The 26,750-nt window shown below is 58.4% G+C and carries 22 protein-coding genes; 6 read left to right on the plus strand and 16 right to left on the minus strand.

Going from position 1 to position 26,750, the window contains the following annotated elements; translation table 11 throughout:
• Window positions 1-29 precede the first annotated feature (29 nt).
• The 6 genes from mnhG to xseB all read right to left on the minus strand — a co-directional run bounded on the left by mnhG (window position 30) and on the right by xseB (window position 3,276).
• Entirely contained in the window at window positions 30-440 is a 411-nt protein-coding gene (gene mnhG, locus Q1A74_RS10035) for a monovalent cation/H(+) antiporter subunit G (protein WP_299595307.1), read from the minus strand.
• Window positions 433-717, minus strand: a complete 285-nt coding sequence (locus Q1A74_RS10040; RefSeq protein WP_299595309.1) for a monovalent cation/H+ antiporter complex subunit F — start codon at window positions 715-717, stop codon at window positions 433-435. Before Q1A74_RS10040 ends, mnhG begins: the two co-directional genes overlap by 8 nt.
• Window positions 717-1,247, minus strand: coding sequence for a Na+/H+ antiporter subunit E (locus tag Q1A74_RS10045; protein ID WP_299595311.1), 531 nt, complete (start codon window positions 1,245-1,247; stop codon window positions 717-719). The genes Q1A74_RS10040 and Q1A74_RS10045 overlap by 1 nt, the downstream gene beginning before the upstream one ends.
• Before the next feature lie 102 nt (window positions 1,248-1,349).
• A complete protein-coding gene (locus Q1A74_RS10050; protein WP_299595313.1) occupies window positions 1,350-1,793 on the minus strand; it encodes a Rap1a/Tai family immunity protein in 444 nt (147 codons plus the stop codon).
• Window positions 1,794-2,088: 295 nt separating this feature from the next.
• A complete protein-coding gene (locus Q1A74_RS10055; protein ID WP_299595599.1) occupies window positions 2,089-2,991 on the minus strand; it encodes a polyprenyl synthetase family protein in 903 nt (300 codons plus the stop codon).
• Window positions 2,992-3,018: 27 nt separating this feature from the next.
• Window positions 3,019-3,276 carry an exodeoxyribonuclease VII small subunit gene (gene xseB, locus Q1A74_RS10060; protein ID WP_299595315.1) on the minus strand — a complete coding sequence of 86 codons (258 nt, stop codon included), beginning with the start codon at window positions 3,274-3,276 and terminating at the stop codon, window positions 3,019-3,021.
• Between the two features lie 205 nt (window positions 3,277-3,481).
• Here xseB and Q1A74_RS10065 point away from each other — a divergent pair, with 205 nt between their 5' ends.
• The 4 genes from Q1A74_RS10065 to Q1A74_RS10080 are packed head-to-tail and all read left to right on the plus strand — an operon-like array spanning window position 3,482 to window position 9,056.
• A complete protein-coding gene (locus Q1A74_RS10065; RefSeq protein ID WP_299595317.1) occupies window positions 3,482-5,602 on the plus strand; it encodes a TonB-dependent receptor in 2,121 nt (706 codons plus the stop codon).
• A gap of 23 nt (window positions 5,603-5,625) precedes the next feature.
• Window positions 5,626-7,161, plus strand: a complete 1,536-nt coding sequence (locus Q1A74_RS10070) for a PepSY-associated TM helix domain-containing protein (protein WP_299595319.1) — start codon at window positions 5,626-5,628, stop codon at window positions 7,159-7,161.
• 30 nt (window positions 7,162-7,191) lie between these two features.
• Entirely contained in the window at window positions 7,192-8,505 is a 1,314-nt protein-coding gene (locus tag Q1A74_RS10075; protein ID WP_299595321.1) for a sensor histidine kinase KdpD, read from the plus strand.
• On the plus strand, window positions 8,502-9,056 hold the full coding sequence (locus Q1A74_RS10080; protein ID WP_299595324.1) for a response regulator: 555 nt from the start codon (window positions 8,502-8,504) through the stop codon (window positions 9,054-9,056). The genes Q1A74_RS10075 and Q1A74_RS10080 overlap by 4 nt, the downstream gene beginning before the upstream one ends.
• 33 nt (window positions 9,057-9,089) lie before the next feature.
• On the opposite strand, the gene Q1A74_RS10085 is transcribed toward Q1A74_RS10080, so the two are convergent.
• Window positions 9,090-10,643 carry a PQQ-dependent sugar dehydrogenase gene (locus tag Q1A74_RS10085; protein ID WP_299595326.1) on the minus strand — a complete coding sequence of 518 codons (1,554 nt, stop codon included), beginning with the start codon at window positions 10,641-10,643 and terminating at the stop codon, window positions 9,090-9,092.
• A gap of 821 nt (window positions 10,644-11,464) precedes the next feature.
• Here Q1A74_RS10085 and Q1A74_RS10090 point away from each other — a divergent pair.
• The gene (locus tag Q1A74_RS10090) at window positions 11,465-12,052 is read left to right on the plus strand and encodes an HNH endonuclease (RefSeq protein WP_299595327.1); all 588 of its coding nucleotides are present in this window, start codon (window positions 11,465-11,467) and stop codon (window positions 12,050-12,052) included.
• 67 nt (window positions 12,053-12,119) lie between these two features.
• Here Q1A74_RS10090 and Q1A74_RS10095 read toward each other — a convergent pair whose 3' ends face one another.
• The 5 genes from Q1A74_RS10095 to Q1A74_RS10115 form a co-directional block, all read right to left on the minus strand.
• Window positions 12,120-13,151, minus strand: coding sequence for a D-alanine--D-alanine ligase (locus Q1A74_RS10095; protein ID WP_299595329.1), 1,032 nt, complete (start codon window positions 13,149-13,151; stop codon window positions 12,120-12,122).
• 10 nt (window positions 13,152-13,161) lie between these two features.
• Entirely contained in the window at window positions 13,162-14,082 is a 921-nt protein-coding gene (gene mepA, locus Q1A74_RS10100; protein ID WP_299595331.1) for a penicillin-insensitive murein endopeptidase, read from the minus strand.
• A 102-nt stretch (window positions 14,083-14,184) separates the two neighbouring features.
• Window positions 14,185-15,279: a histidinol-phosphate transaminase gene (gene hisC / locus Q1A74_RS10105; protein ID WP_299595333.1), complete on the minus strand. Its 1,095-nt coding sequence runs from the start codon at window positions 15,277-15,279 to the stop codon at window positions 14,185-14,187.
• 99 nt (window positions 15,280-15,378) lie between these two features.
• The gene (locus Q1A74_RS10110) at window positions 15,379-16,419 is read right to left on the minus strand and encodes an FHA domain-containing protein (RefSeq protein WP_299595335.1); all 1,041 of its coding nucleotides are present in this window, start codon (window positions 16,417-16,419) and stop codon (window positions 15,379-15,381) included.
• Window positions 16,410-17,792, minus strand: coding sequence for a S1C family serine protease (locus Q1A74_RS10115; RefSeq protein ID WP_299595337.1), 1,383 nt, complete (start codon window positions 17,790-17,792; stop codon window positions 16,410-16,412). The genes Q1A74_RS10110 and Q1A74_RS10115 overlap by 10 nt, the downstream gene beginning before the upstream one ends.
• Before the next feature lie 855 nt (window positions 17,793-18,647).
• Between Q1A74_RS10115 and Q1A74_RS10120 the strand changes: the two genes are divergently transcribed.
• Window positions 18,648-19,145: a hypothetical protein gene (locus Q1A74_RS10120; protein WP_299595339.1), complete on the plus strand. Its 498-nt coding sequence runs from the start codon at window positions 18,648-18,650 to the stop codon at window positions 19,143-19,145.
• Here Q1A74_RS10120 and Q1A74_RS10125 read toward each other — a convergent pair whose 3' ends face one another.
• The 4 genes from Q1A74_RS10125 to Q1A74_RS10140 form a co-directional block, all read right to left on the minus strand.
• Window positions 19,146-21,746, minus strand: coding sequence for a serine/threonine-protein kinase (locus tag Q1A74_RS10125; RefSeq protein WP_299595341.1), 2,601 nt, complete (start codon window positions 21,744-21,746; stop codon window positions 19,146-19,148).
• Between the two features lie 114 nt (window positions 21,747-21,860).
• Window positions 21,861-24,509, minus strand: a complete 2,649-nt coding sequence (locus Q1A74_RS10130) for a serine/threonine-protein kinase (protein WP_299595343.1) — start codon at window positions 24,507-24,509, stop codon at window positions 21,861-21,863.
• A 153-nt stretch (window positions 24,510-24,662) separates the two neighbouring features.
• Entirely contained in the window at window positions 24,663-25,661 is a 999-nt protein-coding gene (locus tag Q1A74_RS10135) for an FHA domain-containing protein (protein ID WP_299595345.1), read from the minus strand.
• Window positions 25,662-26,131: 470 nt separating this feature from the next.
• The gene (locus tag Q1A74_RS10140) at window positions 26,132-26,665 is read right to left on the minus strand and encodes a MarR family winged helix-turn-helix transcriptional regulator (protein WP_299595601.1); all 534 of its coding nucleotides are present in this window, start codon (window positions 26,663-26,665) and stop codon (window positions 26,132-26,134) included.
• Window positions 26,666-26,750 lie beyond the last annotated feature (85 nt).

Below are 26,750 nucleotides of genomic sequence, written 5' to 3' on the forward strand. Positions count from 1 at the left end.
GATTTCATAGCCGTTGCTCTTGTCAGCACTCAGGTGCGTGTATCAACCGCCGTTTCAGGTTCAGGGCCCGCTGTATTGCTTTCGGAAGTCGCCATTGTGCGCGTACGCTTGTTGTTTTTGTGGGTGGCTTCCGCTGGCATATGGGGCAGCCGTAGGGCGCTGAGCTGGGCCGAGCGCGCCAGTGCATGGCTGGCGGTAGGGCTGGTAAAGAAAATAAACAGCATAATCAGGCCGAGTTTGAACAGCGCCAGGCTCCAGCCCGCTGCCAGCATCAGCCCGCTAATTATCAGGAAGGTGGCCAGGGTGTCGGTAATACCCGCTGCGTGCATACGCGAATAATAATCCGGGAACCGCAACAGGCCTATTGCACCGGTCAGCATAAAAAAGCAGCCCAGTAACAACAGCAGGCCACTGGCGTAACTCAGCAGAGTGTCAATCACGGGTGGCCTCCGGTGTGGAGTCGGCGTTGCTGTTGCGGAATTCGAAATAGCGCAGCACGCCGATCACACTGACGAAGTTGATCAGGGCGTAGACCAGGGCGATATCCAGGTATTCCGGCTCACCCAGAGTGAAGCAGATAACCGCAATCAACAGGACCGTTTTGGTTCCAAACATGTTCACGGCCAGAATGCGGTCGTGAATGGTCGGGCCGAGTACGGCGCGAGTCAGAGCCAGCGCCATTACCACCAGCAGCGCGATCAGGGTTGCGTTCAACATCAGTTCTTCTGCTCTGCGGGTCGATGGGACCTGGGCCTGTTTTCTGTCAGCGCGGCAATGCGCTTCTCCATTTCTCCCTGCTTTACTTCCTCCAGCCCGTTGCGGGTCAGAGCGTGAACCAGCACCGAATTGTTGTCGATATCGATGGCGACGGTACCCGGGGTAAGGGTGATGGAGTTGGCGTACAGTACTCTGCCGAGATCGGAATGCAGGTTGGTGTGAATGCGTTCGCTGCAGGGGGATATGGCTGTGGTGGCGTGTTTGCCTGACAGTAGCCCTTTCCAGACACAGGCCGCGACTTCCAGATTGCTGGAAATGATTTTACGCAGTAACCAGAGGTAATACCCCGGCAGGGTCGACCACAATTCCAGGGGAAGGGATTCCCCGTCCACCACTTTCATACGGCGGGCAATCAAGATGACGAACAGAATGGAGGCCAGCCCGAACGCAAGAATCAACGGCGTGTAGTGGCCGGAGTTTGTCAGCCAGATAAAAGCGAGTACTGCGAAAAGACAAAATGTGTAACGCATGAAAGTTCCACAAATTCAGGCCACAGAAAAAGTTTACACGCGGCCGTTAGGTGTTCGGTGGGTATGCATTTTCTTACCCCGATGGTTTGCTCGGGTTACTTATTAGGATGTCGACTCGCACTGGTAGTGGCGGTCAAACACACTCAACAAAGCGGACTTCGCCGTGGCAGTTTCGGTAAACGGCTGGGAAATTTCTGCCACTCGGACAATCAGCGTATCGATGGTTGCACTCGCCGGCAGGCAGTAGCGGCTGCTGAGACGTTGCCTGGCGTCGTCGGAAAGGCGGGCAGCCCGGGTTCGGATGGCGCGGGCTACAAAGCCGGAGGGACGCTCGTCAACCGCAACAATATCGTTACTCGCGGACAGATAGCCCTGAATGAATGCCTGGCAACTGGAAGAGCCGGGCTGCTGCTCTGCCTGGTGGTTCTTGCACGCCTCTACCAGCTTCGTTGCAGTGAGAGGTTCAGCTAGTACACCGGGTGTCAGGCCAATTGTCAATGCGGCGACGGCCATAGGGGCAATCACTGCGCGCAGTTGTCGCTTCATACTCATCACCTTTTTATTCTTATTTGTATTTTTAGTGCTGCACTGGCCTGGGCACCCTCCATTTTGTTTTGCTTTCGCGAGGTGTGCGTGGCTTGAAAACTGTGCAAGCTGTAGTAAATCTTGCAGAGTTTTGGGTGTTCGTCAAATTTGTTCGGGTACCAGAAGGAAGGTTTTTTCTGGTTTTATTTGTCGCTTGTGACGGCAATTGAAGGGATTACGTTATTTCAGGAAAGAGTGGTGCACAATATTTCACAAGTTTTGGCAAAATTTGCTGTGCGTATTGTTGTGTGGGGGGTCAATGGTCCCGCTTAACGATGTAATCGGCCAGTTGCTGGAGAATCCTGGTGTTGACGCTTTCTGTGTTGCTTGAGATTTCGAGTAACGCCTGGCTCGCCTCTTCGTGGAGTTCTCTCGCCTTGGCCTGGGCGCCGTCCAGCCCCAGCAGCGACACATAGGTGGGCTTGTTGCGCGCAACATCGGCGCCCTGGGTCTTGCCCAGTACCTCGGTATCCGCTGTCACATCCAGAATATCGTCCTGTACCTGGAATGCCAGGCCAACGGTCTCCGCGTAGCGGGTGATGGCATTGAGTTGTATGTCGTTGGCACCGCCGATCATGGCGCCGATTCGAGCGCTGGCGACGATCAGTGCGCCAGTTTTCAGCCGGTGCATTTCCTTTAACTGCTCGAGCGCAAGGGTGTGATCCACCGCGGCGAGGTCGATCGCCTGACCGGCGACCATACCGCGCGCGCCGGAGGCGCGGGCCAGCTCGGCGATTACCCGGACCTTCAGTTCGGCCGGCAATGGCGAGCCTGAGAGCAGTTCAAATGCCTGGCACTGCAGTGCGTCTCCGGCGAGGATCGCGGTGGCCTCGTCAAACTGGATATGGCAGGTGGGTCGGCCGCGGCGGAGGTTATCGTCATCCATGGCGGGAAGGTCATCGTGCACCAGTGAGTATGCGTGCACACATTCCAGCGCGGCGGCGGCTTCATGGCTTTGGTTGACGGCTCCCTCACCCCCCACTGCGCGGGCGGCGGCATACACCAGTGCGGGGCGAAGGCGCTTGCCGGGGCCCAGGGCGGCGTACTGCATGGCGGCGAAAAGATCGGCGGCCGTGGACTGGTCGGCGAGGACGGCATTCAGGGTCTGTTCGACCCGGTGGGCAGAGGTCTGCAGGAATGCCTTGAGCCCCGAGGACATGGCTGCAGCGGTTGTAGAAGCGCTCACTTACTCCGCGTCTCCGGCGAAGTCATCGGCGGCATCAAAGGGCAGCTCCTGGACCTGGCCGTTCTCTTCCATCAGCACCTTGACCTTCTGTTCGGCGCTGGCCAGCTTCTTCTGGCATTCACGGGTGAGTTTCACCCCGCGCTCGAAGTCTGATAGCGCTTCATCCAGTGGCAGGTCACCACTTTCCAGTCGTTCTACCAGCTGCTCCAGTTCTTCCAGTGCGCTTTCAAAGGAAGCGGCTTTCTTTTTGGCGGCCATGGGGAAATCTCTGCAATACCGTTCAATTGCGGGCAACCTTAGCGGCTGGCGCCAGGGTGGTCAATTGGCGCGTCCGGACGCCACTTTAGCGGACCGCTGTCGCACCCCCTGCGACAATATGGCGCACTTGTGCGAGGGGCATTTTCGGTAGCATTTGCACGTCGACTTATAACGCTACGAAAGAACACCACACAAGGAAGACGCTGTGTCTCGCTCCGCCCCCTTTTTACGGCGACCGCTCGCGCTGGTCGCCCTGCTCCCGGCCGCGCTCGCCGGTGCCGAAACCCCGCACCATCCGGACAATGCCCTGGAACAGGTGATTGTCACCGCCACCCGCGAGGCCAAGACCCGATCGGAGCTGGCGGAATCTGTCGGCGTGATCAGTGAAGAGCAGCTGGAGCACATTGCGCCTGCGCATCCGGCAGACGCGCTGAACCGGGTCGCGGGGGTGCATGTGAACAACCTGGGCGGGGAGGGACATATGACCTCCATCCGCCAGCCTATCTCCACCGCCGGGGTCTACCTGTTTCTGGAAGACGGCGTTCCCACCCGGCCCACGGGGTTCTTCAACCACAATGGGCTGTACGAGATCAACGTCCCCCAGAGCGCCCAACTGGAAGTCACCAAGGGTCCGGCATCCGCGCTCTACGGCAGTGACGCGATCGGCGGGGTGATCAATGCAGTCACCAAGGCCGCACCGGAATCGGCGGAAGTGAGCCTGAACGGCGAGGTGGGTGCCGACGGTTGGCAGCGTGCGCTGATCTCCGGCGGCAACCGCATCGGCCAAAGCACCGCCTTCCGTTTGGACCTGAACAGCACCGCTAGTGAGGGATTCCGCAAGGACGCGGATTACACCCGCACCTCCATGAGTGGACGTCTGGACAGCCAGTTTGCCGAGGGCTGGGACAGCAAGACGGTGCTGTCCTACTCAACCATCGACCAGAGCGGTGTCTCCGGTCTGGAGGAGGACGACTACCGCAACAATGTCGAGAACAACCTGTACCGGGGGGATATCGGCAACCGGGAAGTGGAGGCCTTCCGCCTCTCATCCGAGCTGGCCTATACCCCCAGCGAAACCAGTCTGATCACTGCCACCCCGTTTATACGTCACAACACCATGGCAATGATGCCCAGCTGGATGGTGACCTACGACCCGAATATCCGCGATACCGAATTCAGCTCCTACGGCCTGCTGCTGAAGTACCGCCGGGATTTCGACCGCGGTGAAGTGATTGTCGGTGTGGATGCGGACTACACCCCGTCCGAATACCGCGAGGAGCGCATCGAGGTTACCCGGGACGGCGAGTACTTTGTGGATTACGCGCGCACCGGTGAGCTGACCTATCACTTTGAAGCGGAGCAGACATCGGTCTCCCCCTACGTGCACGCGGAGTTTGCCCCCAGCGCAAACTGGCGGCTGTCTGCAGGGCTACGCTACGACGTATTCGAGGTGGACTACGAGGACCAGATGGGTACCCCGAACACCGATGCCTCCCACTTCCGTCCAGCGTCCCAGTCTCGGGACTATGACAACCTGAGTCCCAAACTGGGCGCGGTGTACAAGCTCACCGATAACCACCAGCTCTACGCCAGCTATCGCCACGCCTTTCGTGCACCCACCGTGGGCACGCTGTTCCGCCCAGGCTCCTCCACCGGCACCACAGAGCTGGACCCTGTCACCAGTGTCAGCCAGGAAATTGGCCTGCGCGGTATCGTCGGTGAGCGGGTGAACTATGAGGTGGCGGCGTACGACATGACCACCGAAAACGATATCGTCAGCTACATCGAGGGCAATGATCGCAAGACCACCAACGCCGGTGAGACCAGCCACAAAGGTGTGGAAGTCTCGCTGCAGGCGCCGCTGGGGCAGGCGTGGGAACTGGGCATTTCCTACGCGGCCATGCGCCAGAAATACGAAGATTTTTCCTATATCTACGGCCATTTTGATCCGAGCTGCCCCTGTTATGTGCAGGAAAATCTGAATTTCGCCGGCAACGACATCAGCCGCGCGCCGGAAGCCCTCGCCAACGTCACTCTGGCCTACACCCCCGAATGGCTCAGCGGCCTGCGTATGGAGCTGGAGTGGTCCCACATGGGCAGCTACTACACCGACGAGACCAACACCCAGAGCTACGCCGGCCACGAGCTGTTTAACCTGCGCGCCACCCACGACCTCCGCGAAGACCTGTCTGTGTACGCGCGCCTGTCCAACGTCACCGATGAGCGCTACTCCACCTATACCTCCAACCAGGTGGGCGACGAGGACCTGAGCTACCGCCCGGGTCTGCCGCGCTCCCTGTTTGCCGGTGTGCGCTACCGCTTCTGAGACTCTGTTAGGAAAAGAAAAAAATGAACCTGAAAAAGCAGTGGCTCGATTGGCACAACAAGCTGGGCTGGTACGCACTGGCGGGAATACTGGTGTGGGCCGTCTCCGGTATCAGTCACCCGATGATGGCCTGGTTTGGCCCCAAGGCGGCCAGCTTTTTTCCGCCCTCGGTAAGTGTGAGCGCGAACCAGCTGAATGGCTTGCCACAGTTGCTGGCGGAGCCCAGCCATGTGCGCGACGCGAAAGTGGTGAAAGTAGTGCCCTCAGCCAGTGGCCCACTGTTGCAGGTGACCAGAAGTGAAATCGCGCCGCGCGATTACTACCGGCTCTCCGATGGCAGCGCAGTGGCCGAGGGCGACCAGCAACAGGCGCGTTGGCTGGCGGGTTATTACAGCGGCCGCAGTGAAGACCAGATACAAACCATCCGCCTGCAGACCAGCTTCGACAACGCCTACCCCTCGGTCAATCGCCTGCTGCCCGTGTACCGGGTGGAATACGCCGGCGACGACGGTCTGACCCTGTTTGTGCACACCGAGACGGCAGCCCTGGCGTCCATCACCGACAGCCGCAAAGCCACCATGCAGGGCATCTTCCGACAGCTGCACACCTTCGCCTGGTTGGACGGACTGGAGTACGGCCGCCTGATCCTGATCGGCCTGCTGATGCTGACCTTGTTTGCGTTTGCCGCTACCGGCCTCGCGCTGGTAATTGCTTTGCGCCCCGCCAACGGGAAACAAAGAAAGATCAAAGACGGCAAACGCCGCTACCACCGTCTGCTCGGCTATGTCCTGTGGCTGCCACTACTGGGCTGGTCTGCCAGCGGTTTCTACCACTTGCTGCAATCATCCCTGGTGGAACCGGCACAGGGCCTGCGCCTGGGGCAAACCGCCGAGATTCAAAACCTGAGCGCGGATTTCCGCTGGATGGATACGCTCGCGGGCCGCGCCATCAACAGCCTGTCCCTGATCAGCGGGCCTGACGGCGCCCCCCTGTACCGCGCGGGGTTTGCCCCGGACAAATCCAGCGCGCCCGGCAGCCGCGACCAGCGTTTTGACGGCCGCCCCTCGGAAGCGGGTGCTCTGTTTGTGGATGCGCGCAGCGGTGCAGTGCTGGACAGTTTCGGCGATCGCGAACAGGCCCAGTTACTCACCATGCGCCATACCGGTATTGCCGAGAGTGAGATTGCCAACCTGCAGCTGGTGACCCGCTACGGGCCCGGATACGACTTCCGCAACAAGCGCCTGCCGGTGTGGCAGATCGACGTGGCGGATGACAGCAAACGCATGCTGTTTGTGGACCCGGTAACCGGGGTGTTGGTGGACCAGTCCCGGCGTGTCGATCGCGCCGAGCGCCTGTCATTCTCCCTGCTACACAAATGGAGCCACCTCACGCCCCTCACCGGCCGTCAGGTGCGCGACGGTATGATCGTGTTTACTCTGCTGCTGATATTGGCCAGCAGTGTTATTGGCGGGATCATGTTGGCCGGACGCCGCAAGAAGCGCGCGCGGAAATCCAGCCCAGCGAGCGCTGGCCCAATCCCGGCCCCGGCGACACAATAGAGGCCTGAATTTCTGCGAGAGTCGGTCTCAGTGTCATCGGAAACGGCAAAGCCCCCGGTTGCGGGGGATAAAACCATCATCACCAACTTGCGGCGCCTTACCGCGCTGCGAGCCATCGCCCTGTCTGCGTATATCGGCGTCAGCCTGTGGCTGGCGGATTCCCTCAGTGGTGGCGCCCTGGCGTTTGTACTGCTGGGGGTGATCACCACCCTGATCAGCGGCTGGCGCGCCCGCGGCAGCGTCGCGGTGGGGCGCCCCGAGTTTTTCGGCCATCTGTTGATGGACTGGCTGTGGCTGCCACCGCTACTAGCGTTCAGTGGCGGCGCCGCCAATCCGTTTGTGACCTATCTGCTGGTGCCGCTCACCATCGCTGCCGCCACCCAGCCGCGGGTCTACGCCTGGCTGATGGCGGGCATCAGTATTGCCATCTATACCGGGCTTATGGCGTTCTTTCCGGGCGTTGACGCTGGCCACAGTTCCCATGCCGGACACGGTATGGGGCATGACATGGGGCAGGGTAGTGGCGGCGATTTTTATCGCCATCTCATCGGCATGTGGGCCACCTTCACGTTTTCTGCACTGTTGATCGCCGGGTTCGTCAACAGCATGGCGGAAGCCCTGCGCAGTCGCGATCGTCATCTGCACCAGTTGCGTCAGGAACAGGCACGGCGGGATCAGGTGCTCGCTCTCGGCACCCTCGCTGCGGGTACGGCCCACGAACTGGCCTCACCGTTGCAGACCATCGGCCTGTTGGTGGAAGAGCTACAGGCGCAGCTCGGGGAAAACGCCCCGGGAATGCGTGAGGATCTGGCGCTGTTGCAGCAGCAGGTGCGCCTGTGCAAGCAGGCGCTGGAGCAGCTGAAAAGCCGCGCGCGGGACCCGGAGGGCAGTGATGAACCACAGCCGGTGGCAAAATTTATCGACCGCAGCCTGGAGCGCTGGCAGCTGCTGCGCCCGGAGGCCCGTTTTGCGCTGACCCGACAGGGGCCGCCGGCGCTCACGGCGCGCCTGCCACTTACTTTGGAGCAGACCCTGATCAATGTATTAAACAACGCCATGGACGCCACCTTGGCGGCGGGCAGTCAAAACCCGGTGGCGATCTCCGCGCACTGGAGCGCGCACAAATTGCGTATGGAGATTGCCGACAACGGGCGCGGAATGAATGCTGAGGGTGAATCCGGCGGTTTTGGCATCGGCCTGCTGCTGAGTAAAACGGCACTGGCGCAGCTGGGTGGGCAGCTCACCCTGGCAGCAGGGGACGATCACACCGGTACCGTTGCCACCATCGAGCTGCCGCTGGATACCGAAACCGAGACGGAGCGGAACGAGGGCATGCTGTCGTGAGCGAACATCGGCTGCGCCTGTTAATCGTCGATGACGAGCAGAGCACCCGCGATATGCTCGATCGGGCCATGACCCGCCGCGGGTTCGACACCCGTGTTGCGGAGTCTGTGGATGAGGCACAGGGGCTGATCGCGCGGGAAAAGTTCGACTGTGCCCTGCTGGATCTGAAAATCCACCACGACAGTGGCCTGGAGCTGATCGCTCCCCTGCGCTCCGCCAACCCGCGTGCGCGGATTATTCTGCTCACCGGCTACTCGAGTATTCCCACCGCCGTGGCGGCGATCAAACTGGGGGCGGACGACTACCTGTGCAAGCCCGCGGGGGGGGAGCAGCTGGTAGCGGCTTTGATCGGTGAGCAGGGGAGTGCCGTTGAGGAATCGGAGCTACCGGAAATATCCAGCGCCCCTCCTTCGGTAAACCGCCTGGCGTGGGAACACATCCAGCGGGTGCTCGCCGAAAACGATGGCAACATTTCCGCAACCGCCCGCGCACTGGGTATGCACCGGCGAACGCTGCAGCGAAAATTACAGAAGCGGCCCAAAGGGCAGTGAGCGCCTGCCAAAAAGTTCAGGCAAAAGCCGTACTCAGGGCAAAAAGTTTTCCAACTGCCGCCCGCCACCCTGGATCTCCCGCTCCATCAGAAAATGCGCAAGCGCGCGCTTCTGGCTGTCGCTGAACGCGTAATTGGGCATCGGCGGCGTCGGCGTATCAAAATAGTCCGCCAGCTGCTTGAGCGTGTATTTGCGGCTCAAATCTCGGAGTGGAATCTGCTGGTGGCAGCGCACGCAATTGCGGCGCTCGTAAATCTGCGCCCCCTGGCGTGCCGCACCGCCGTCAATGGCGAGAGGTTTTTTCGGGGCGCTGATAGGGGGGCGATTGGCGACTGGCGCATCCCTATCGTTCTGGTGGGCTTCACCGGGCTGAACCCGATAGACCGCACCGGCGTAATCATCGGAAATATAAATATTGCCGCGCACATCCTCAGCGATATCCACCGGGCGGCCGTACACCGTGGTTTTGTCTTCCCCGAGAAAGCCCCACATAAAGTCTTCTGAGTGGATGCTGCCATCTTCCCTCCAGTGCAGCGCCACCACCTTGTAGCCATCCTTCACATCTCGGTTCCAGGAACCGTGCAGGGCGACCAGTGCGGCTTCGTGGTAGCTATCAGGCTGCTCCGGGCTGCGCAGGAAGTGCATGCCCAGCGGCGCATTGTGCGCGCGAAATTCGAATACAGGAGGAACGGACGATGCGATTGTCTGCTGAACCTCGCCGTCCATTATTTTGCCATCCTTACCCACACCAAAATCCGGGTCGGGAATCCGGTTGCCATTGGCAAAGGGCCAGCCGTAGAAATTTCCCTGTTCAATCCGGTTCAGTTCACAGGGTGGAAAGTCATTGCCAAGCCAGTCGCGGCCGTTGTCGGTTGCATAGAGCGCCCCATCTTTTGGCGACCAGTCAAACCCCACACTGTTGCGCAGGCCGGTGGCGTAAATCTGAAAATGGCTGCCATCCGGGCGGAAACGCATGATCGTTGCGCGCTGTGCGTCTTCTTCGATACATACATTGCAGGTAGAGCCGCTGGAAAGATACATCCAGCCATCTGGGCCCATACCCAGAGTCTTGGTCCAGTGGTTGCCGGTATCGGCGAGGCCGGTGACGACTTTCTGGTAGCTGCCCGCGATGCGGCCGTCGGAATGATCAAAGGGCACGCGTCCCACGCCGTTGCTTTCCGCGATATACAGCCAGTCTTCAAACAGCACCAGGCCGTGGGGGCGCTGCAGGCCGTCAATCAGTACACGCTGTCCGTCAGTTTCACCATCACCATTGCGGTCGGTGAGCAGCAGGCTCACCTGGCCGAGCTTTGGCTGCGACACCAGCAGATCGCCGCGACGGGTCACCGCCATAAAGCGTGCGTTGGGCACATCGTCACTAAACAGGTGCAGACGGTAGCCGGGCGCGAGCTGCAAATGGCGTTCAACGGTTTCTTCGTCTGTACTTGCGCCCAGCAATTGTCCCCACGGCACATTGATGCCGGGTACAAGCCCCGCCAAAACAGCTGTAATCAGAAGAATGACGCCAATGGCAGTAAAAGCCACCACACGGTAAAAAGTTAGCGCCTTTTTCGACGGAGTTCTCACGATTGTCTTGATCTCGTAACAGAAGTAACTATAGTAAGCCGCTGAATGTCGCACAGACGTACCAGTTGCGATACGCGCCAGCCGCATCCAAAAGACCTGTTCAGGTTAAATGTGACGCCCGTCACATGCTTGTAAGACATCTCTTACAACAAGTTCAGCACTTTCCCACTACCTTAACTTTCTCTTTCGACCATAATGTATTTGCAAGGACGGAGAACGGATTGCAACGGCGGCAAGGACAGGTTCCCAAGGAATGGAGACCGCGCTGCCAAGCTCGAAAGGATTCGGGCACCATCCTGTGAGACGCACCGCTTGGGCCGGATTGCCTAAGCGGTGTTTTACGTTTTGGGGTAGCGAAAAAGTCATTGTGATTTTTTACGCGGCTCCGGATGTCTATACAAGTGTTGCCAAAACACGTCATTGCTCTCGCGCCCATCACCTCATGCCACTTATCCGTGCTTTCCAAGCTTGCCGTTTTTTGTGATTTTTCACCATAACGGGCAAAGTGTCTGGAAATCGTAACAAACCTCCGCTTTAATCAGGACAGGACGGTCCAACATCGTGACCGCGGAGGATGACGCATTCAGTAACTTAGTGCTGTTAAGGCTTCTTACGCAACCACCTTTTCTCCATTGGTGGGCAAGCCTTCATCGGCTCCAGATTTCGCTGTATTCCTCCAGCTCCACTCGCTTTCCCAAATTCTTCCCCGACTTCTCCCAACGCATCCCCAATATTGTTCTGTCGTATTACTTACAAAGCCTCGCAGGATCGTCCGCGGGGCTTTGTGCATTTTGCCGTTCGCAACATTCGGAGGTGGACTCGTGCAAGCACAAATCCTGAGGTTGAATCTCGCCGGGCAGCCACTGGAATGGCTGAGCTGGGAAGAGGCCGCCTGCCTGTATGTGCGGGAACTGGTCACCTGGACACTGGGCGGTGTCGTACAGACCGTACACGGCGGCATCAATCGCCTGGGCGAACGCTCCACCCTCGATCTCGCCGCCATCATCGCCTGCGGCGGTGACCGCATGGCCCGCCCCCGCACCCGCCCACCGCTCAACAACCGCGCCCTGTTCGCCCGCGACCAGCACACCTGCCTCTACTGCGGCAACGGATTCACCATCCGCGAACTCACTCGCGACCACATCCACCCCGTGTCCAAAGGCGGCCGCGACATCTGGCAAAACGTCGTCACCGCCTGCCGGCGCTGCAACCAGCACAAGGGCAACCGGTTGCTGGAACATATCGATATGGAATTACTGGCGCTGCCGTTTGTGCCAAATGCTGCGGAATATCTGGCGCTGACCAACAGCGCGCGGATTCGTGGGGATCAGATGGAGTTTTTGCGAGGGCAGTTTTCGCGGAAAAGGCAGGACGGGTGGTTGTCAGAAGTAATGCCTCAAGCAATTTAGTAATCGCCGAGGCAGCATTAGAAACTTGGGGTGAAGGCTTTACCTGGTCGCGGCGCCGCCACGGCGCTCAAGAGACCGCTGCGTGGATTAAAGCACCGAGGTAAGAAGAAAAATCATGCCCCTGATTCTGCAGCATCTTGGGGAACATGGAGATAGGCGTCATACCCGGAAAGGTATTCACCTCATTCAGATAAATCTCCCCATCATCCGTCAGAAAGAAATCAATCCGCGAAAGATCCTTTAACTGTAAACCCACAAACGCCCGCTTTGACGCTTCGTGAATCCAGCCCAACTGCGCATCCGACAAACCTTCCGCCACTACATGGGTCTGCGCGCGGCTCGCCTCTGCGTATTTTTCCTCGTAGCTGTAAAAGGTGTCCTCCGGCGCACACACCTCACCGGGGGGCGTTACCACCAGCTTGCCTTCGTAAGTGTACGCCGCCACCTCCAGCTCCCGCACCTTCAGGCACTTTTCTACCAGCACATAGGGGGAAAACTTGAAGGCCTCTCGCAAGGCTGCATCCAGCGCATCCGCATCACTCACCTTGTAACAGCCCACGGAAGAGCCCTGGTTTGAGGCCTTCACAAACACCGAGCCCCACTGCGCCAGTGCATCCTGCGCCTTTGCCGCCTCCTCTGCGTTATCTGCACACAGGAACTGGTAGGGCGTGTTGTCGATACCCAGCGCCGTCAGCCAAAGTTTGGTGGTGATCTTGTTAAAGCAGGTCTTGCTCGCCTCCGGCCCGCAGCCGAAATAGGGCAGGCCGAGGATTTCCAGTTGGGATTGCAGATCCCCGGTTTCGCCGGGGTAGCCGTGAATGGAGGGGATGACATAATCCACCGGCTGCGCACTGCCGGAGTTGCCGCCGGAGGCGCTGTACAGCAGTTTGTCTGAGCGCAGTTCGCGCACCTGCCCGGTTGTATCCACAAAGCGGCCATGCTCATCCATGGTCACCCGGGTCAGTTCAAACTCCGGGGATTTTGCCAGCTCCCGCTGGATAAAATCTGCCGTGCGCAGGGACACATCGTGCTCACTGCCGCCACCGCCGCAAATCAGTAAAACGTGGATCGTCTTCGGTTTTTGGGCCTGGTTACTCATCGGGCTCTCATCAATTTGTTGTCGCTCGCCCGCTGTTGGGCTCTGCCGGTGCGGCCAATACCTGGGCGCACTGGGCGGGCATTTCCGGTTTTTTGGGTGGCTTGTCCGGCTTGGGTTTGACCGGCGCCGTGCCGTTCAGGATGGCGTAAAACTCATCACTAAACCACCAGTCCAGACCGCCGCCGCAGGGATTGCCGCGCACCTTGGCTTGCGGCTTGCAGTGCTTGTCGCCCGGTGGGCAATTCAGGCGCACATGAAAATGGTAGTTGTGCCCCCACCAGGGCCGCACCTTGCGCAGCCACTCGTTATCGTCCCCTGAAATATCGCACATTTTGCGCTTGACGGTGGGGTGTACAAAGATGCGCGCGACACGGGGGTCTTCCGAGGCAATACGCAGGATGTTGGGAATACGCGGATCCCAGTTTTTCTCCAGCAGAATATGCTTGCGCTCATCCGCCATGGGGATCGCGGAGATATTGTCGCGCTCCCAGGACGTCAGTGGGCGCTCACCGGCGCGCTTGTCCTGGGAAAACCAGATGTCTGCATCCAGCCCCTGCTGGTGGCTGCGGTGGCCGCTGGTAAAGGGGCCGCCCCGGGCCATGGACATATCGCCGATCTGCAATCGTCCGAGGTCGTTCTCTTCTACGGCGTTGGAAAAGTCTTTCAGAAACTCCACCAGATACGGATTGCCGTAATGCCGGTCGCGCCCGGTGCGCACCAGCTGGAAGCCTTCACCGCGCAGCGGCATCTGTTCTGCGCCGCTCAGGCAGCCGTTGCTGTAGCCGCCGATACTTTCCGGCAGCTGGTTGGAGGGCTTTTTGACCGCTTCCCAGGGGTTTCCGGCGGCAGCCTGGGACGATAGCCCGATGGAGAGACCGACCGCGAGCGCGGTCACGGCGATACGAAGAAATGATTTTGAGAAAGGCGACATGATTACTGCGATTGCGTCGATTAGGGGTTTAGTGGTCGGGAAATTATAGAGGTTCCCTGAGGAACCTCGCCGAATCACCTCTCGAATTCCCCGAGGAGCGGTCTACAAAATTTCCCGACAGGCCGCCACCAGCGCACCCATTTCTTCATCGGTGCCAATACTGATGCGCAAGTACTCACTAATCCGCGGTTTGTTGAAGTAGCGCACGATGATGTTGCGCTCGCGCAGCGCCAGGAACAGCGCCTCGGCGGAAACCTTTGGTGGCTTGGCAAAAATAAAGTTGGCGGTGGAGGGGACGATATCAAAGCCGAGTTCGGCCAGCTCGGCGCAGGTCCACTCGCGGGTGGCGATCACTTTGGCGCAGTTGTCTGCCAGCCATTCCCGGTCCGCAATCGCCGCCGTCGCCACCTTCTGTGCGATGCCGTCGATAGGGTAGGAATTGAAGGAGTTCTTCGCCCGGTTCAGCGCCTCGATGAGGTGCGCCTGGCCCATCGCATACCCCAGGCGGAGACCTGCCAGCGCATGGGATTTGGACAGGGTGTGGGTCACCAGCAGATTCGGGTAGCGGTTGATCAGCGCCACCGCACTCTCGCCACCAAAATCGATATACGCCTCGTCTATCACCACCACCCGCGACGGGTGCAGCCGCAGCAGCTTTTCGATATCGGCCAGTGGCAGATAGCGACCGGTGGGCGCATTGGGGTTGGGCAGAATCACGCCGCCGGCACCTTCAATCGCGAAGTCTTCCACCTCAATGGAGAAGTCGTTCCGCAGGGGCAGGGTGCGAGCCTCGATCTCGTAAAACTGACAATACACCGGGTAAAAGCTGTAGGTGATATCCGGGAACAGCAGCGGCTCGGGGCGCTTGAAGAAACTGTAAAACGCGTGTGCCAGCACCTCGTCGGAACCGTTGCCCACAAACACCTGTTCGGGCTTCAGGTCGAACTGCGCGGCGATGGTCGCGCACAGTTCGGTGGATTCCGGATCCGGATACAGGCGCAGGTGGCGGGCCAGGCCGTCTTGTGTCAGAACCGCCTGAGCCTTGGGTGAAGGCGGGTAGGGGCTCTCGTTGGTGTTGAGCTTGATCAGCCGCGCTGTCGTCTTGGGCTGCTCGCCCGGTACGTAGGGGTGGAGCTGCGCGACTGCGGGGCTCCAGAACGGATTGTTTCGGGGCTGATCACTCATTGGATCGCTCATGCTGTCACTCCTTCGCTGGGCACTGGGTGTGGGCGCTCGGTATTCGTATGGGGCCCAGCGGGCGGAGATTTTAAGCGTTGCGGGCGCAGACTTCGACGGCTATTCGCCCTGAATCTCCAGATCACCGTCAGAAACTTTCTTGCTGGTGGCCTTCGCGCGCTTTTCTTTGCTTTCCTCGATGGAAATATCAAACAGCGCCGGAGTGCTGGCGAGGAAATCGTTCAGCGGCTCTGGCTTGCGCCACAGGAAGTCCTTGGATTTCAGTTCCTTGGAAACCTCCGGCGCACCGCTGAACTCGTGCATCTTGCCGATCTCCACCGCCGCGGCAAACCCGAGGAAGCTCCAGGGCAGCAGGATGGACGCGACAAGCCGCCAGTGCGGTGCGACATTGAGCGCGAGAAACGTAGCGCACCACAGCATCACCGGTAACAGGATTGCCAGCGCGAGAATATTCAGCAATGGCATGATCTGGTGCAGGGAGAAATTGAAATTGAGCAGGGTACCAAACCATTGCCAGCCGGCGTAGATAAGCGCCGCCGATGCCGCAATGGAGAGGTGCGCGAGGAAATGCGCCTCGTGTTTCACCACCTTGCCGATAAACGCCCAGGCTGCCGCGTAAATCAGCAGGCCGATCACCGCGTCTGTCAGCACCTCGATGGCGCCGGTCCACTCGAACTCACCGGTGTTGCCCAGGTACGCCATCCACAGGCTGAGCGCGCCCACCACAACGCACAGGGCGATGGCCACAAACGGCGTTGCCAGGCGGTCAAACAGCGTTTCTGCCGAGTGCATGGGGATTGCCGGCGGTACACTCATATCCGTGTCGATAAAGCGCAGGCAGCTCTTGCCGATCTGCACCTCATCACCACTTTCAATCAGATGTTCGCGGATATTCGTGGGTTTGACTGACTTGTCGCGGAAATTACGCAGCAGGCGCATGCCGTTCAGGCTGTCCAGATCCCGTAATACGTAGCAGCCGTCTTCGTCGCGCACTACTTCCGCGTGCACCGCACAGGCGTGGGGGTCTTCCACCATCACCGCGTTGTCGTAGCAGCGGCCAATAGTGGCGCGCTCTCCGTCCATGCGGTAGCGGTTACCCACCCGGTGGGCACGATTGATTTCTTCGATAATCAGTGCCATTCGATCTCGCTCGCAAACTTCTGGGTAAACGCGATGGCGGATTCCTGAGTGAATCCGGACAGGGTGAAGTGGCTTACCAGGGCGCGGTTATTCTGGTCCACGGTGAGGCTGACGTAAAACACATCAAACAGGTCCGGGTAATCCTTGTAGCGGCGCACGCAGTAGGATGTGCGCGCGATTACCGGATCGCGGGAGCCGTTGGCCCTGGGGGGTTTCTGTTCTTCACCACCTTCAGCCTCCGTAGATTCTTCACCGCTATCCTCCGCCTTTGTAGCGCCGTTGCCGTTGCGCGGATGGCTGGTGAATTGCTGCTTGCAGTTGAAATCGGTCACATCGTCTTCTCCGGCGCTGTTACCGGGAAAGAAACCGCTCATGTTTTCTTCGTAGGCGCTGTAAAAGCGCGAGGAGCGAAGGCCGTCATCTGCCTCCAGCCAGAAGAACTCATATTCCACCCGGCCAGTATCAAAATCTTCCGACAAATAGACGATATCCTGCCCGGTGCAGCCTTTCGCCACCTGGGTGATGGGCTCATCGTCATCTTCATCGGTGGAGTTGCCCCAGCACTGGACCGAGGGCACGATTTCACCCACCACCAGTGCATCGCCCAGCGGGCGCAATTGCCAGTCCGCGGCGAGTATCTGGTCGATGATGCGCTGTTGATTCTTGTGTAACTGACGGTTGATCACCGGCTGTAGTTCCAGCGCGCCGTTGTCGGCGGAGGATTCTTTTTTGTAATCCAGCAGCAGCGCCACCAGCTTGTTCACCGGTACCAGAAAGCTGATCTGATTGCCGGCGGTGGCCACGTTGATGCCCACTACCTTGCCGCTGCGGTTGATCACCGGGCCGCCGCTCATGCCGGGATTGATGGAGCCCGAGAAGTGGATGCGGTCGTAAAAGCTGCCGCTGGCAATACCGTTATAGGTGCCAGGCACAATGGTCATTCCGAGATCCATGGGGTTGCCCATGGAGACAATCGTCTCCCCCTTGCTGGGAGATTTTGACGCCAGGCGCAGAAAGTCGCGGCCCGGCTCCCCCTTCTGGCGCAGGATGGCGAGATCGTTGATCACATCCACGTCCAGTAGCTCCAGCTCGCCCTCCTTGCCGTCTACGGAAAGATATTTGAGCGTGTACTTGTCTGGATCGTGCACCGCCTCGGAGACCACGTGGTAATTGGTGGCGATCAATCCGTCGGTGGAAATCTGGAAGCCGGAGCCCAACCCCGCTTTGGAATTGGAGGACTGCTCGATCAGGCGGATCTGGTACAGGCTGCCGCGGTAATCGCTGTACAGCTGCTCATAACTCTGGGACAGGGCAACGCTGGCGCAGCAGGACAACAACAGCAGGGCGATCAGGCCCGTAAAAGGTTTCAACATCGTGTAGTTGGCACTGATTAAATTGTGGGCGAAAAGACGCCTGATGTTACGGGATACCCATTGCGGCAACAACTAGAGGCAGCAACAGGAGCGACAGTCGGGGGCAACCCCGGAATCACCGCGGGGCAATAAACCGGCCGCACAGGCATCCGGACAATAATAGAAAGCCCGATGGCTAAGTGTAGTGAAGCCTTGCGCCCCCGTTCACAGGGTGTGGCGTGTAATTGCGTGTAATGGCGTGTGATCGACCTGTAATGGCGAAATCCGTAAATTGCACTACAAGGTTGAAGGGGACGCGATGCCCAGCCGTCACAGGAGTTGCGGCAAGGTGGATTGCAGACACCCCGGAACCGGTGACCATCACGGAAGGTGGAACAAGGAAGGCGACGGATCTGCTTTCCGCACCGGAACCGGTACAGCGCCCTTCGACCATATTTACCAATGGATTGGTAGTTATCCATCGCCGCAGAGCCTAGGAGGTGGGTAGCAATTCAGGAAGACTTCGGCGCAAGCCGAACCGTCAGGCCGGCCCGGTAACCACAGAGCCTAGGAAGCCGGGATTGTGGAAGGGTCTGACAGAGGCACGGATGCCTCATTTCGCTCTTGATAGTGTTGTTGTAACCGTAGATGGCTGGGACCATCTGTTTATCACCGGCAGTAAGCTTGCTTACTGCCGGTTTTTTTTCATCAAAATTCTATGGAATTTTGTTGAGCGGTTGCAGTAAGCTGTGTGACGCAGTTCTCGTTCTGAGTCTGTGTTTGATTTCAAAAACTTTTCAAGACCATTGAGTGCCCTGGGCGGTTTGCAGGGAAGGTGAGTAAATGCTCACCGCATATAACTATAGGGATGACAACATGAACAAAGCAGAAGTGGATAATTATTGCGATACCTTGCCAGTGCTGGACATACAGGTGCCCGCAGAAGGTGTCGAGATCGATATGATGCTGCGCCCGGTAGAGCCGGAAGATGGCGTTGCCCAGTACTGGCCTTTTTATGAAGCCTGCAACCCGAATGAGCTGTTCGGCAATATGGACTTCCACTTTGGTGGCCGTGGGGGCAAGGTGAAAATCAAGCTGACCCTGGATCTGTCCGCCGTGCCGGAACGGGATCTGGAGTTTGCGCTGAGTACTGGCCGTAAACTGGATGGGTTGTTGGCGCTAAGCCCGGACTTTAAACACCAGTTTAAAGCAAACGCAAAGCGGGTGGATGGACGCTATACACAGCTGAATATCACCGTTAAAGATCAAGACGATAAGCCGGATAACTTTTCCTTCTACTGGCTGTGTGAATCTGTAGACGGTGGAATGCACTTTGTTTCGGGTGATCCCAATGCGAAGATTGATCCGCTATAATCACTCGCAGATAGAGATTTTTAGTCTTTCTGAAGCCTGAGGTTGGGCGCAGAGCTGCTGGAACACCGGCATGCTAAACCACTCTGCGCTCATGCCTTGATCTAATAGTTGTTCAATATAATAGTTGGCTGAACTCCACTCGCCGGCTAATGCATAAATTTGACCGGCGCTATATCTTACATCAGTATCATTTGGTGCAGAACTTATTAGCTCGTTTATTAGAGCGATAGATTCTGAAGTGTCTCCCACGTTCGCGTTTGCAAGGGCACGGTAAATTTTCGACTCCAAGGTGTTCTGTTGGTGAGTAAGAGATAAGATTTTTTCATACTCTTTTTGGGCTAAACTTTCCTCACCTAATACTATATAGGTGGCTGCAATTTCTTCGATTGTTTCTACGCTGTTCGGCGTTGCCTCTAGTACACTTTTTTGTATCTCTAGAGCCTTTAAATATTTTTTCTGTAAAAAATAAATAACCCCCAAGTTCGATTTGGTGCGCCAGCTTCGCAGGTTTTCAGGTATTGTAATAATGGCGGCTTCGGCAGAGGGAAAATTCCCGCTTTCCAGCTCAATAACACCAAGCAGCGAATAAGATGACCAGTGTTCGTGATATTTATTGGTGACTGTTTTTAGTGTTAAGCGAGCATCGTCGTAGTTTCCACTTGCTGTCTGGTTTATCGCGACCAAATAAAGGTTATCGGCAGACGGATTTAATGTGGCGGCTTCTTTCGCGTAATTTAACCCGGCTTTATAGTCTCCACTCCTATAAGATTGGCGAGAACGCTCAGCTAATATTTCCGCAATAGGGAAGTCCGATTGTTCTAGTTGCTCAACAATCTTCTGGTGTTGTTGAGGGCGGTCTCCTAGCCCGTAAATAAATAGTTTGAGGCGGGTTGTTAGGTGTTCGCTGATATTGAAATTTTCAGCTTTTTCAATCGCGCGCAAAGCTACTTCTAAGTGGTCGTTGTTATCATCGAGGACGAAAAGTCTAGCCGCTACATCGGCTATCCCTTGATAGATATAAATATTGTGAGGGTACCTGTCACTCATCGATGTAAGTGTTCGAAGGTCACTTTCATCGAATTCTTTAGATTCCAACCGGCTTAGGATATCGAGGTACAAGTCATAGTCGATATCAGACATGACATCCAATTCAAGTTTAGTATTCTGATAAGAATTGGCGAATAATCTGGCAGTGGTTTTGAACGTTCGATCTTGAGCTTCTTGGTTTTTATGGGTGAGAAAAGAAAAGCCCTCTTGCATTACAATTTGACTATTCGTTGGACTTAGTCGCTGAAGCTCAATTTCACACCGAACTTTCGCACACTCCAGTCGTGCAAACAGTGCATCGGTTACACCTCTGTCTTTTAATTTTTGCAACTGCTCCTCAAAACCCATCCCCTCCTTCGGCTCAAAACTCACCAACGCACTCGCCTTCAATTGCGAAACCGAGTTCATCAGCGCCTGTCGCACCATAGTCCGCGTCAGCGCCTTGGCATTCTCCTCGCCACGAATCTCCCCATTAATCTCCACCGGCATCACCGCAATATACTGCGGCTCCAGCCGGGTAATTTCCTTCCAGCCCCAGTAGCTTCCCACACCCAGCACAAAGGCGGCGGCAACACCGGCCAGCGCCCGCTGCCAGCGGCGGCGGTTTTTCACTTTGTGGTGGGTAAACAGGTCGGTCAGTGTTGCGGTGTAATCGTCGGTATCGGATTCCAGCCCCTGTTTGTACAGCAGCTCAAAACCCTGGTACACGATCTGTGCGCTCTCGGGGCGCTGGGCCGGGTCTTTGGCGAGGAGTTTGTCCAGCAGTACCGCCAGCGGCTCGGGGATACCGGGCCAGGCTGTTTTTGGCGGGATGTGGGGTTCGCTGGTGATGCGGTGGGCCATGGCGAGTGCGCCGGCCTCGTGCTTTGCAAACGGGCGGCTGCCGCACAGCAATTCAAACGCAATGGTGCCGAGGCTGAACAGGTCGCTGCGGGCATCCAGGGTTTTACCCAGTACCTGTTCCGGCGACATGGCGGTGATGGTGCCGGCCAACTGGTTTTCGGCGGTCAGGGTTTCTTCGTCTAGCGCCTGGGATTTGGCGATGCCGAAATCGGTGATTTTCGCGGTGGGCTGGCCCTTGGCGTTTTCGGCAATGAGGATATTGTCGGGCTTCAGGTCCCGGTGAATGATGCCGAGGTCGTGGGCCTGCTGCAGGCCCTGGCAGATCTGCATCAGCAGGCTGAGTTTCTGTTGCAGGTTGGGTGTGCGCTCGCGCATCCAGGCGCGCAGGGTCGCGCCCTCGATATATTCCATCACCAGCGCCACGCTGCCGCCTACTTCCAGCACATCGTGCAGGGCGACGATATTGGGGTGGTTTAGCTTGGCGAGCAGGCGGGCTTCCTGCTGGATGCGGTCGCGGGCGTTCTGGCTGGCGGCGTCGTCCTTGAGCTTTTTGATCGCCACCTGGCGGTGCAGTTTCAGGTCTTCGGCCAGGTACACAATGCCCATGCCGCCGGCACCCAGTGTGCTGTGGACGCGGTAGCGGTCGCTGCCAATAAAAACAGGAGTGGCGGTGCGGGGCTGCTGTTCAACCTCGGGGTCTGCAATGTCCATCTGCGTGTGTTCTTTTTGTTAGAGCCTAAGAGCCTAAGAGCCTAAAAAGTGTACCCAAGCGCTACCCCTGCCCGGGTGTTTGGCGAGCCTACTGCACGCTGGCGGGGCCGCCGCTCAGAGCTTGGTGCTGGTCTCGTCACCGCGGGCAATCTGGGAATCGCCCGCATTGTTGTGTGCCGCACCGCCACAGAGCCCCGGGTATTGTTGCCGCAGGTCGTTGAAGGCGGGCAGATTGCAGATTTTGACAAACCGCGCGGTGCAATACCAGATGGGTGAGATCCCCTGTTCCAATGTTTTGCGAATATGCGCCTTGGCGGAGAGCAGGTCGCCGGTGGTGATATACACCTGGGCGCGGGCGTAATTGGTATAGAGATCGTCGGGGGCGGCGCGGCGGATCTTGAGCAGGTTTTCCACCGCTTTCTCCCCTTCACCCAGTTCCGCGTAGGCGCGGGCCTGCATCAGCAGCCCTTCCCAGTCGGTGCGCTGGCGGGTCAGTGCCAGTGCCTGTTCGGCAAAGTCTTCGGCGCGTTCGGGCTGCTGCTGTTCGCGGGCGATCTCGGCGCGGTATAGCAGCGGGTCGGCGTCTTTGGGGGCGAGGTCGGATACCCGTTTAAAACAGGTTTGCGACTGCTCAAACTGATTCTCGATGTAGTAGGCCAGGCACAGGTTGTAGGTGTCCATGGGGCCGATGCGGTCGAGGCCGGCTTTGGTGAGCAGGCGGATGGTCTCCTTGGCGTTGCCGGTATCGAGCATATTGGCAGCGAGCAGAGAGATGGCCTGGATGGCTTCACTGTTGAGGGCGATGGCTTCCTTGAGTACTTCGTTCGCGGCGTCCATGTTGCCGCCGAGGGTGAGGTTCAAGGCCTTCTGGTCGAGGTAGGCGTAACTGGTACGCAGGGCGAGGGCGCGGTTGATGCTGTCCAGCGCACGGTCGTAGTCGCCACGCGTCTGGTAATAGGCGGCGCTCAGCTGGTGGTACCTGGCTTTGTCTGGCAGGGTCAGCTTCAGTTTTTCCAGTAGGGCTTCTGCGCGGCCGGGATCACCGAGCATCATCGCCAGGTACAGCTCGCTAATCAGCAGTTCCGGGGTTCCATGCAGTCGTGCGGGGGCTTTTTCCAGCAGTTCTGCCAGGCGGTCGTCGGCCTCGGCGGCGCGGGTATTGAAGTCGTGGTCAATGACCATTTCCCCGTACAGTTCATACAGTGGGGCGAACCCGGGGGCCCGTTGCTGCAGGTCATTGAGCTGGTCGAGGAGTTGCCCCAGATGCAGACGGTCTGAGCGGCGCTCGTAAATTTCCAGATAGGTGAGATAGTCTTCGGCGCTGATCTGGGCGGCCCCTGTGGTGGCCTGCGCGGGGTATTCGGCGAGCAGGCTATCGACCTGGTGCAGGGTGCGTGCGCGGCTCTCCAGTCCCTCGTCGATGACGAGCCGGGTGCTCTGGCTGCCGATAACGGCGAGGGTTTCGCTCTCCAGTAATTCCAGAGACAGTTCGCAGCTGTGCTTCTGGCATTCCACATCGGGTATCAGCAACAGGTCGGCGTTGAGGGATTTTGCCTGGCTGGCCAATGTCTGCCCTGCCAGTTTGCGGGATTCAGAATAGGAAATCAGATGCAGCTCACGCCGCCCAGACAGCCCTTGCTTGAGTGCGGTCTGTACGTTGCTGATCAGCAGGCGCTGGTCGCGGGACAGTGTGCTTTCCTGCCCGCGGACGCTGGGCTCCAGTACCGCGATATAGCGCCCTTTCTGAGATTCTGCGGGTGGTGAATACAGTGAGATACCGAGCACCAGGGCGGTGCCGACCGCGCAAGCGGCGAGCGCGCCGATTGCTGTGCGGAGATACTTGCGGCGGGGTCTGTAGGGCTGGTGAAAATAGCCTTCGGAGGTCACCGTGGCGGTGACGCTATGGGTGCGGGTAAAACTGGTGCCACTGCCGCGAATCTGTTGCAGTAGGGACTCCAGCTCCCCGGCCACTTCGGCGGCATTGAGCGGGCGCTGATCGGGCTGCTTGGCCAGCAGCCGATCCAGCAGGTGGCTCACCGCGGGTGGTAACTCGGGGGCCAGTTTGGAGGCCGGCGGGTGGGGGCTTTTGACGATGCGATCGACGATCACATAGGGGCTGTTGTTGTCCCCGAACGGATTCTGCCCGCACAGCAGGCGGTAGGCGACCACGCCCAGGGCGAACAGGTCGCTGCGATTGTCGAGCGGTTTGCCCTGAGCCTGTTCCGGTGACATGGCGCCCCAGCTGCCCGCCACATGCTGTTCGCGGGTGAGATCGCTGTCTTCGTGCCAGTTTTTGGCGATGCCGAAGTCGGTGATCTTGATGGTGCCATCGCTGTCCACCAGGATGTTTTCTGCTTTCAGGTCCCGGTGGATGATGCCGGCACTGTGGGCGCGGGCCAGGCCGGCGCAGATCTGTTTGAGCAGTTGCAGCTTTTGCGGCAGGTCCAGGGTGCGCTCCCGCTGCCAGCGGTCGAGGCTACTGCCGTCCACATATTCCATGACCAGTGCAATACCGCTGTCATCCTCCACCACGTCGTAGAGCTGTACGATATTGCTGTGATTGAGTTGTGCAAGTAGCAGTGCTTCGCGGCGGATGCGCTCGCTGGCGTTACTGCTGTTGGGATTGCGCAGCAGTTTTTTGATCGCCACCTGGCGATTGAGGCGCTCGTCGAGGGCCAGATACACCACGCCCATGCCGCCGGAGCCGAGCCGGGCTGTGGCGTGGTAGCGGCCGATGTAAAAAGGTAGCTGCTCTGATTGCATGGTATTGACTGCGGTAATAAATCTACGGGTAAACCGCCGTCCGTGGATTGTGATGCCCGCTGCGGGCGGGCCTGGCGTTACATCGCGGGTTCCGTGCGAATGTGTGTTCGCTGATGCCTACTTGTCTGTTGCCTGTTTTTTGCTGATCAGGGGTCAGGCCGGTTCCGGCGATACCTGAAACTCGCCGGTGCTGGCTTCCAGCTTTTCTTTCTGCGAGCCCTTGAATATATCCAGCATGTAGGCGCCCAGGCGCATTTCGTAAGCCCGGCGCTCCACCAGTCGCGAAGTGTCGATGGCGTCTGGCAGGCTGTCGGCGATCTGCTTGCGGGCGCGGAAAATTTGCGTATTCAGGTGGTTTACGTTGATGCCCAATTCGCGGGTGGCGAGATCAATGGCCACCCAGCCCTGGTCGGGGGCATCGACTTTGCGTTGAATATCGCGGATGCGGGCGCGCGCCAGATACAGCAGTAAATAATTGTGGGTGCGTGCGGCCAGGTCGAGGCGCATATCGTCTTTGGTCAGCTGCAGCTGAATATGCTCTTCGTGGTGGCTTACCGTAAAACGCAGGCGGAAATCAGAAACACACAGGCTTCTGAGTGAAAGCTCTGTCGTGGTGCTCTGGCTGGCAGCGAGGAACAGTTGCCAGCTGGTGTGGCCGCAATCGATACGGCTGCCGTGGTTGACCACCTTGGCGCTCTCGGCGTGTTCGGGGCTTTCCAGCAGCTCGTAGATCCACACACCGTTTACCGGGTTGAAGTGCAGGCTGGCGATGGGGTCGTGCTCATCCGGCAGCAAATGATAGGACTCAAGAATCTGGCTCTCGCCGCTGTGAATATCAATCAGCAGGTTTTCCGGCGCGTCGAGGTTTTCCACCTTCCACACGGGATTGGCGTCGCGGCCAAAGGCGAGCTTGTCGCCCAGCTGCAATTGCTGGTTTTTAGCGGGGATTAGTTGCTGCCCATTCACCCAGGTGCCGTTGCGGCTTAGGTCGCGAATGATCCAGTGGCTTCCAGTCCACTGAATGGCGGCGTGAATGCCGGAAATTTCCGGCAGTGTAATACGTGTATCGGCAACCCCCTGGCGGCGGCCGATGGTGTGGTGCGCCATCAGGTAGACCGGTTGATCCCGATCCGGATGCTGCAAGCTGGCCATGAATAGTCCCTTCCCAATAAAGCTGCAGCCTGGTGCCGGACCTTGTTACTCAGGTTGCCGGTGATTGCCCGTGTTGGGCTGGCGTGCAGAAATTATCAAGACAGGGCGACCGGAGTGGTTCTCGCCATGCACGGCCATGTGCGTAGCGGATGCGTCGATTGCCCTACCAGAAGTAAGGGCGGGCAGCACGACCAATTCTTTTCGCCGGGGCGCAGATGCGGCTTTGAGTGGTACACCATTCGCCGGGTATGACGATGTGATCCACTTCTCGTTTTGGTGCCGCAGCAGAGCTTTTCGCCACTGTCTTGAGTCAGTGACCGCTAACCCAAAGGGCGAGCGTCCACTTTAGTGTTGTCGCACCATTTATACCGGACTGCGGCCTGAATGCAATGATTGGATGCGAATTGTTACCAAATAGAACATTCCTTGCGCTGGCGCCTCAGTCAACCCGGAGGCGCTGGCCCTGAGAATCAGTTTCCGCCGTGGCTTTCCTGGTCTTTTTTGTCGTATTGAGAGGGAAGGTTGCGGCTGTCTTTGCGGTCCAGGTCGCCCACATCCAGTACCGGGGAGGCGTCGATATGCTCGGCGTCCATCATCAGGGCGACGCGCTGTAGCGAGGAGATGATCATAGACTGCTCCCACTCGCGCAGATCGCGGAACTGCTTGACGAAGTGCTCCTGCAGTGGGGTGGGGGCGTCGCGGATGATGTCGGCGCCCTTGTCGGTGAGGTGGGCGTGCACCTTGCGTTTGTCTTCCAGTGAGCGCTCACGATACACCAGCCCGCGCTTTTCCAGGCGGTCTAGAATGGTGGTGACGGTGGCCTGGCTGAGGCTGATTTCTTTCGCCAGAGCGCCGATGGTGACCTGGCCCTGTTCGCGGATGGCTTGCAGCAGCAAAAGCTGGGGCGCGGTCAGGCCCGCGGTCTTGACCAGCTGCTTGGAGTGCAGGTCAGTGGCGCGGATCAGGCGGCGCAGGGTAATCAATACTTCTTCAATCTTGTCCATCAGCAGCAGGCTCTCAAAATCAGGGTGGCGGGCGCGGCGGCTTATTTGCCCACGGCCGATTTTGGGTTCTGAGTGGTTTTTGTCA

Origin of the sequence: uncultured Microbulbifer sp. (assembly GCF_947504145.1) — a bacterium.
Lineage (GTDB): Bacteria > Pseudomonadota > Gammaproteobacteria > Pseudomonadales > Cellvibrionaceae > Microbulbifer.

Excerpts from the sequence above, each read along its gene's own strand:
- Q1A74_RS10040 (WP_299595309.1), bottom strand. The coding sequence starts at position 717 with ATGTTGAACGCAACCCTGATCGCGCTGCTGGTGGTAATGGCGCTGGCT.
- Q1A74_RS10045 (WP_299595311.1), bottom strand. The coding sequence starts at position 1,247 with ATGCGTTACACATTTTGTCTTTTCGCAGTACTCGCTTTTATCTGGCTG.
- Q1A74_RS10050 (WP_299595313.1), bottom strand. The coding sequence starts at position 1,793 with ATGAAGCGACAACTGCGCGCAGTGATTGCCCCTATGGCCGTCGCCGCA.
- Q1A74_RS10055 (WP_299595599.1), bottom strand. The coding sequence starts at position 2,991 with ATGTCCTCGGGGCTCAAGGCATTCCTGCAGACCTCTGCCCACCGGGTC.
- xseB (WP_299595315.1), bottom strand. The coding sequence starts at position 3,276 with ATGGCCGCCAAAAAGAAAGCCGCTTCCTTTGAAAGCGCACTGGAAGAA.
- Q1A74_RS10070 (WP_299595319.1), top strand. The coding sequence starts at position 5,626 with ATGAACCTGAAAAAGCAGTGGCTCGATTGGCACAACAAGCTGGGCTGG.
- Q1A74_RS10095 (WP_299595329.1), bottom strand. The coding sequence starts at position 13,151 with ATGAGTAACCAGGCCCAAAAACCGAAGACGATCCACGTTTTACTGATT.
- mepA (WP_299595331.1), bottom strand. The coding sequence starts at position 14,082 with ATGTCGCCTTTCTCAAAATCATTTCTTCGTATCGCCGTGACCGCGCTC.
- hisC (WP_299595333.1), bottom strand. The coding sequence starts at position 15,279 with ATGAGCGATCCAATGAGTGATCAGCCCCGAAACAATCCGTTCTGGAGC.
- Q1A74_RS10110 (WP_299595335.1), bottom strand. The coding sequence starts at position 16,419 with ATGGCACTGATTATCGAAGAAATCAATCGTGCCCACCGGGTGGGTAAC.
- Q1A74_RS10115 (WP_299595337.1), bottom strand. The coding sequence starts at position 17,792 with ATGTTGAAACCTTTTACGGGCCTGATCGCCCTGCTGTTGTTGTCCTGC.
- Q1A74_RS10120 (WP_299595339.1), top strand. The coding sequence starts at position 18,648 with ATGAACAAAGCAGAAGTGGATAATTATTGCGATACCTTGCCAGTGCTG.
- Q1A74_RS10125 (WP_299595341.1), bottom strand. The coding sequence starts at position 21,746 with ATGGACATTGCAGACCCCGAGGTTGAACAGCAGCCCCGCACCGCCACT.
- Q1A74_RS10130 (WP_299595343.1), bottom strand. The coding sequence starts at position 24,509 with ATGCAATCAGAGCAGCTACCTTTTTACATCGGCCGCTACCACGCCACA.
- Q1A74_RS10135 (WP_299595345.1), bottom strand. The coding sequence starts at position 25,661 with ATGGCCAGCTTGCAGCATCCGGATCGGGATCAACCGGTCTACCTGATG.
- Q1A74_RS10140 (WP_299595601.1), bottom strand. The coding sequence starts at position 26,665 with ATGGACAAGATTGAAGAAGTATTGATTACCCTGCGCCGCCTGATCCGC.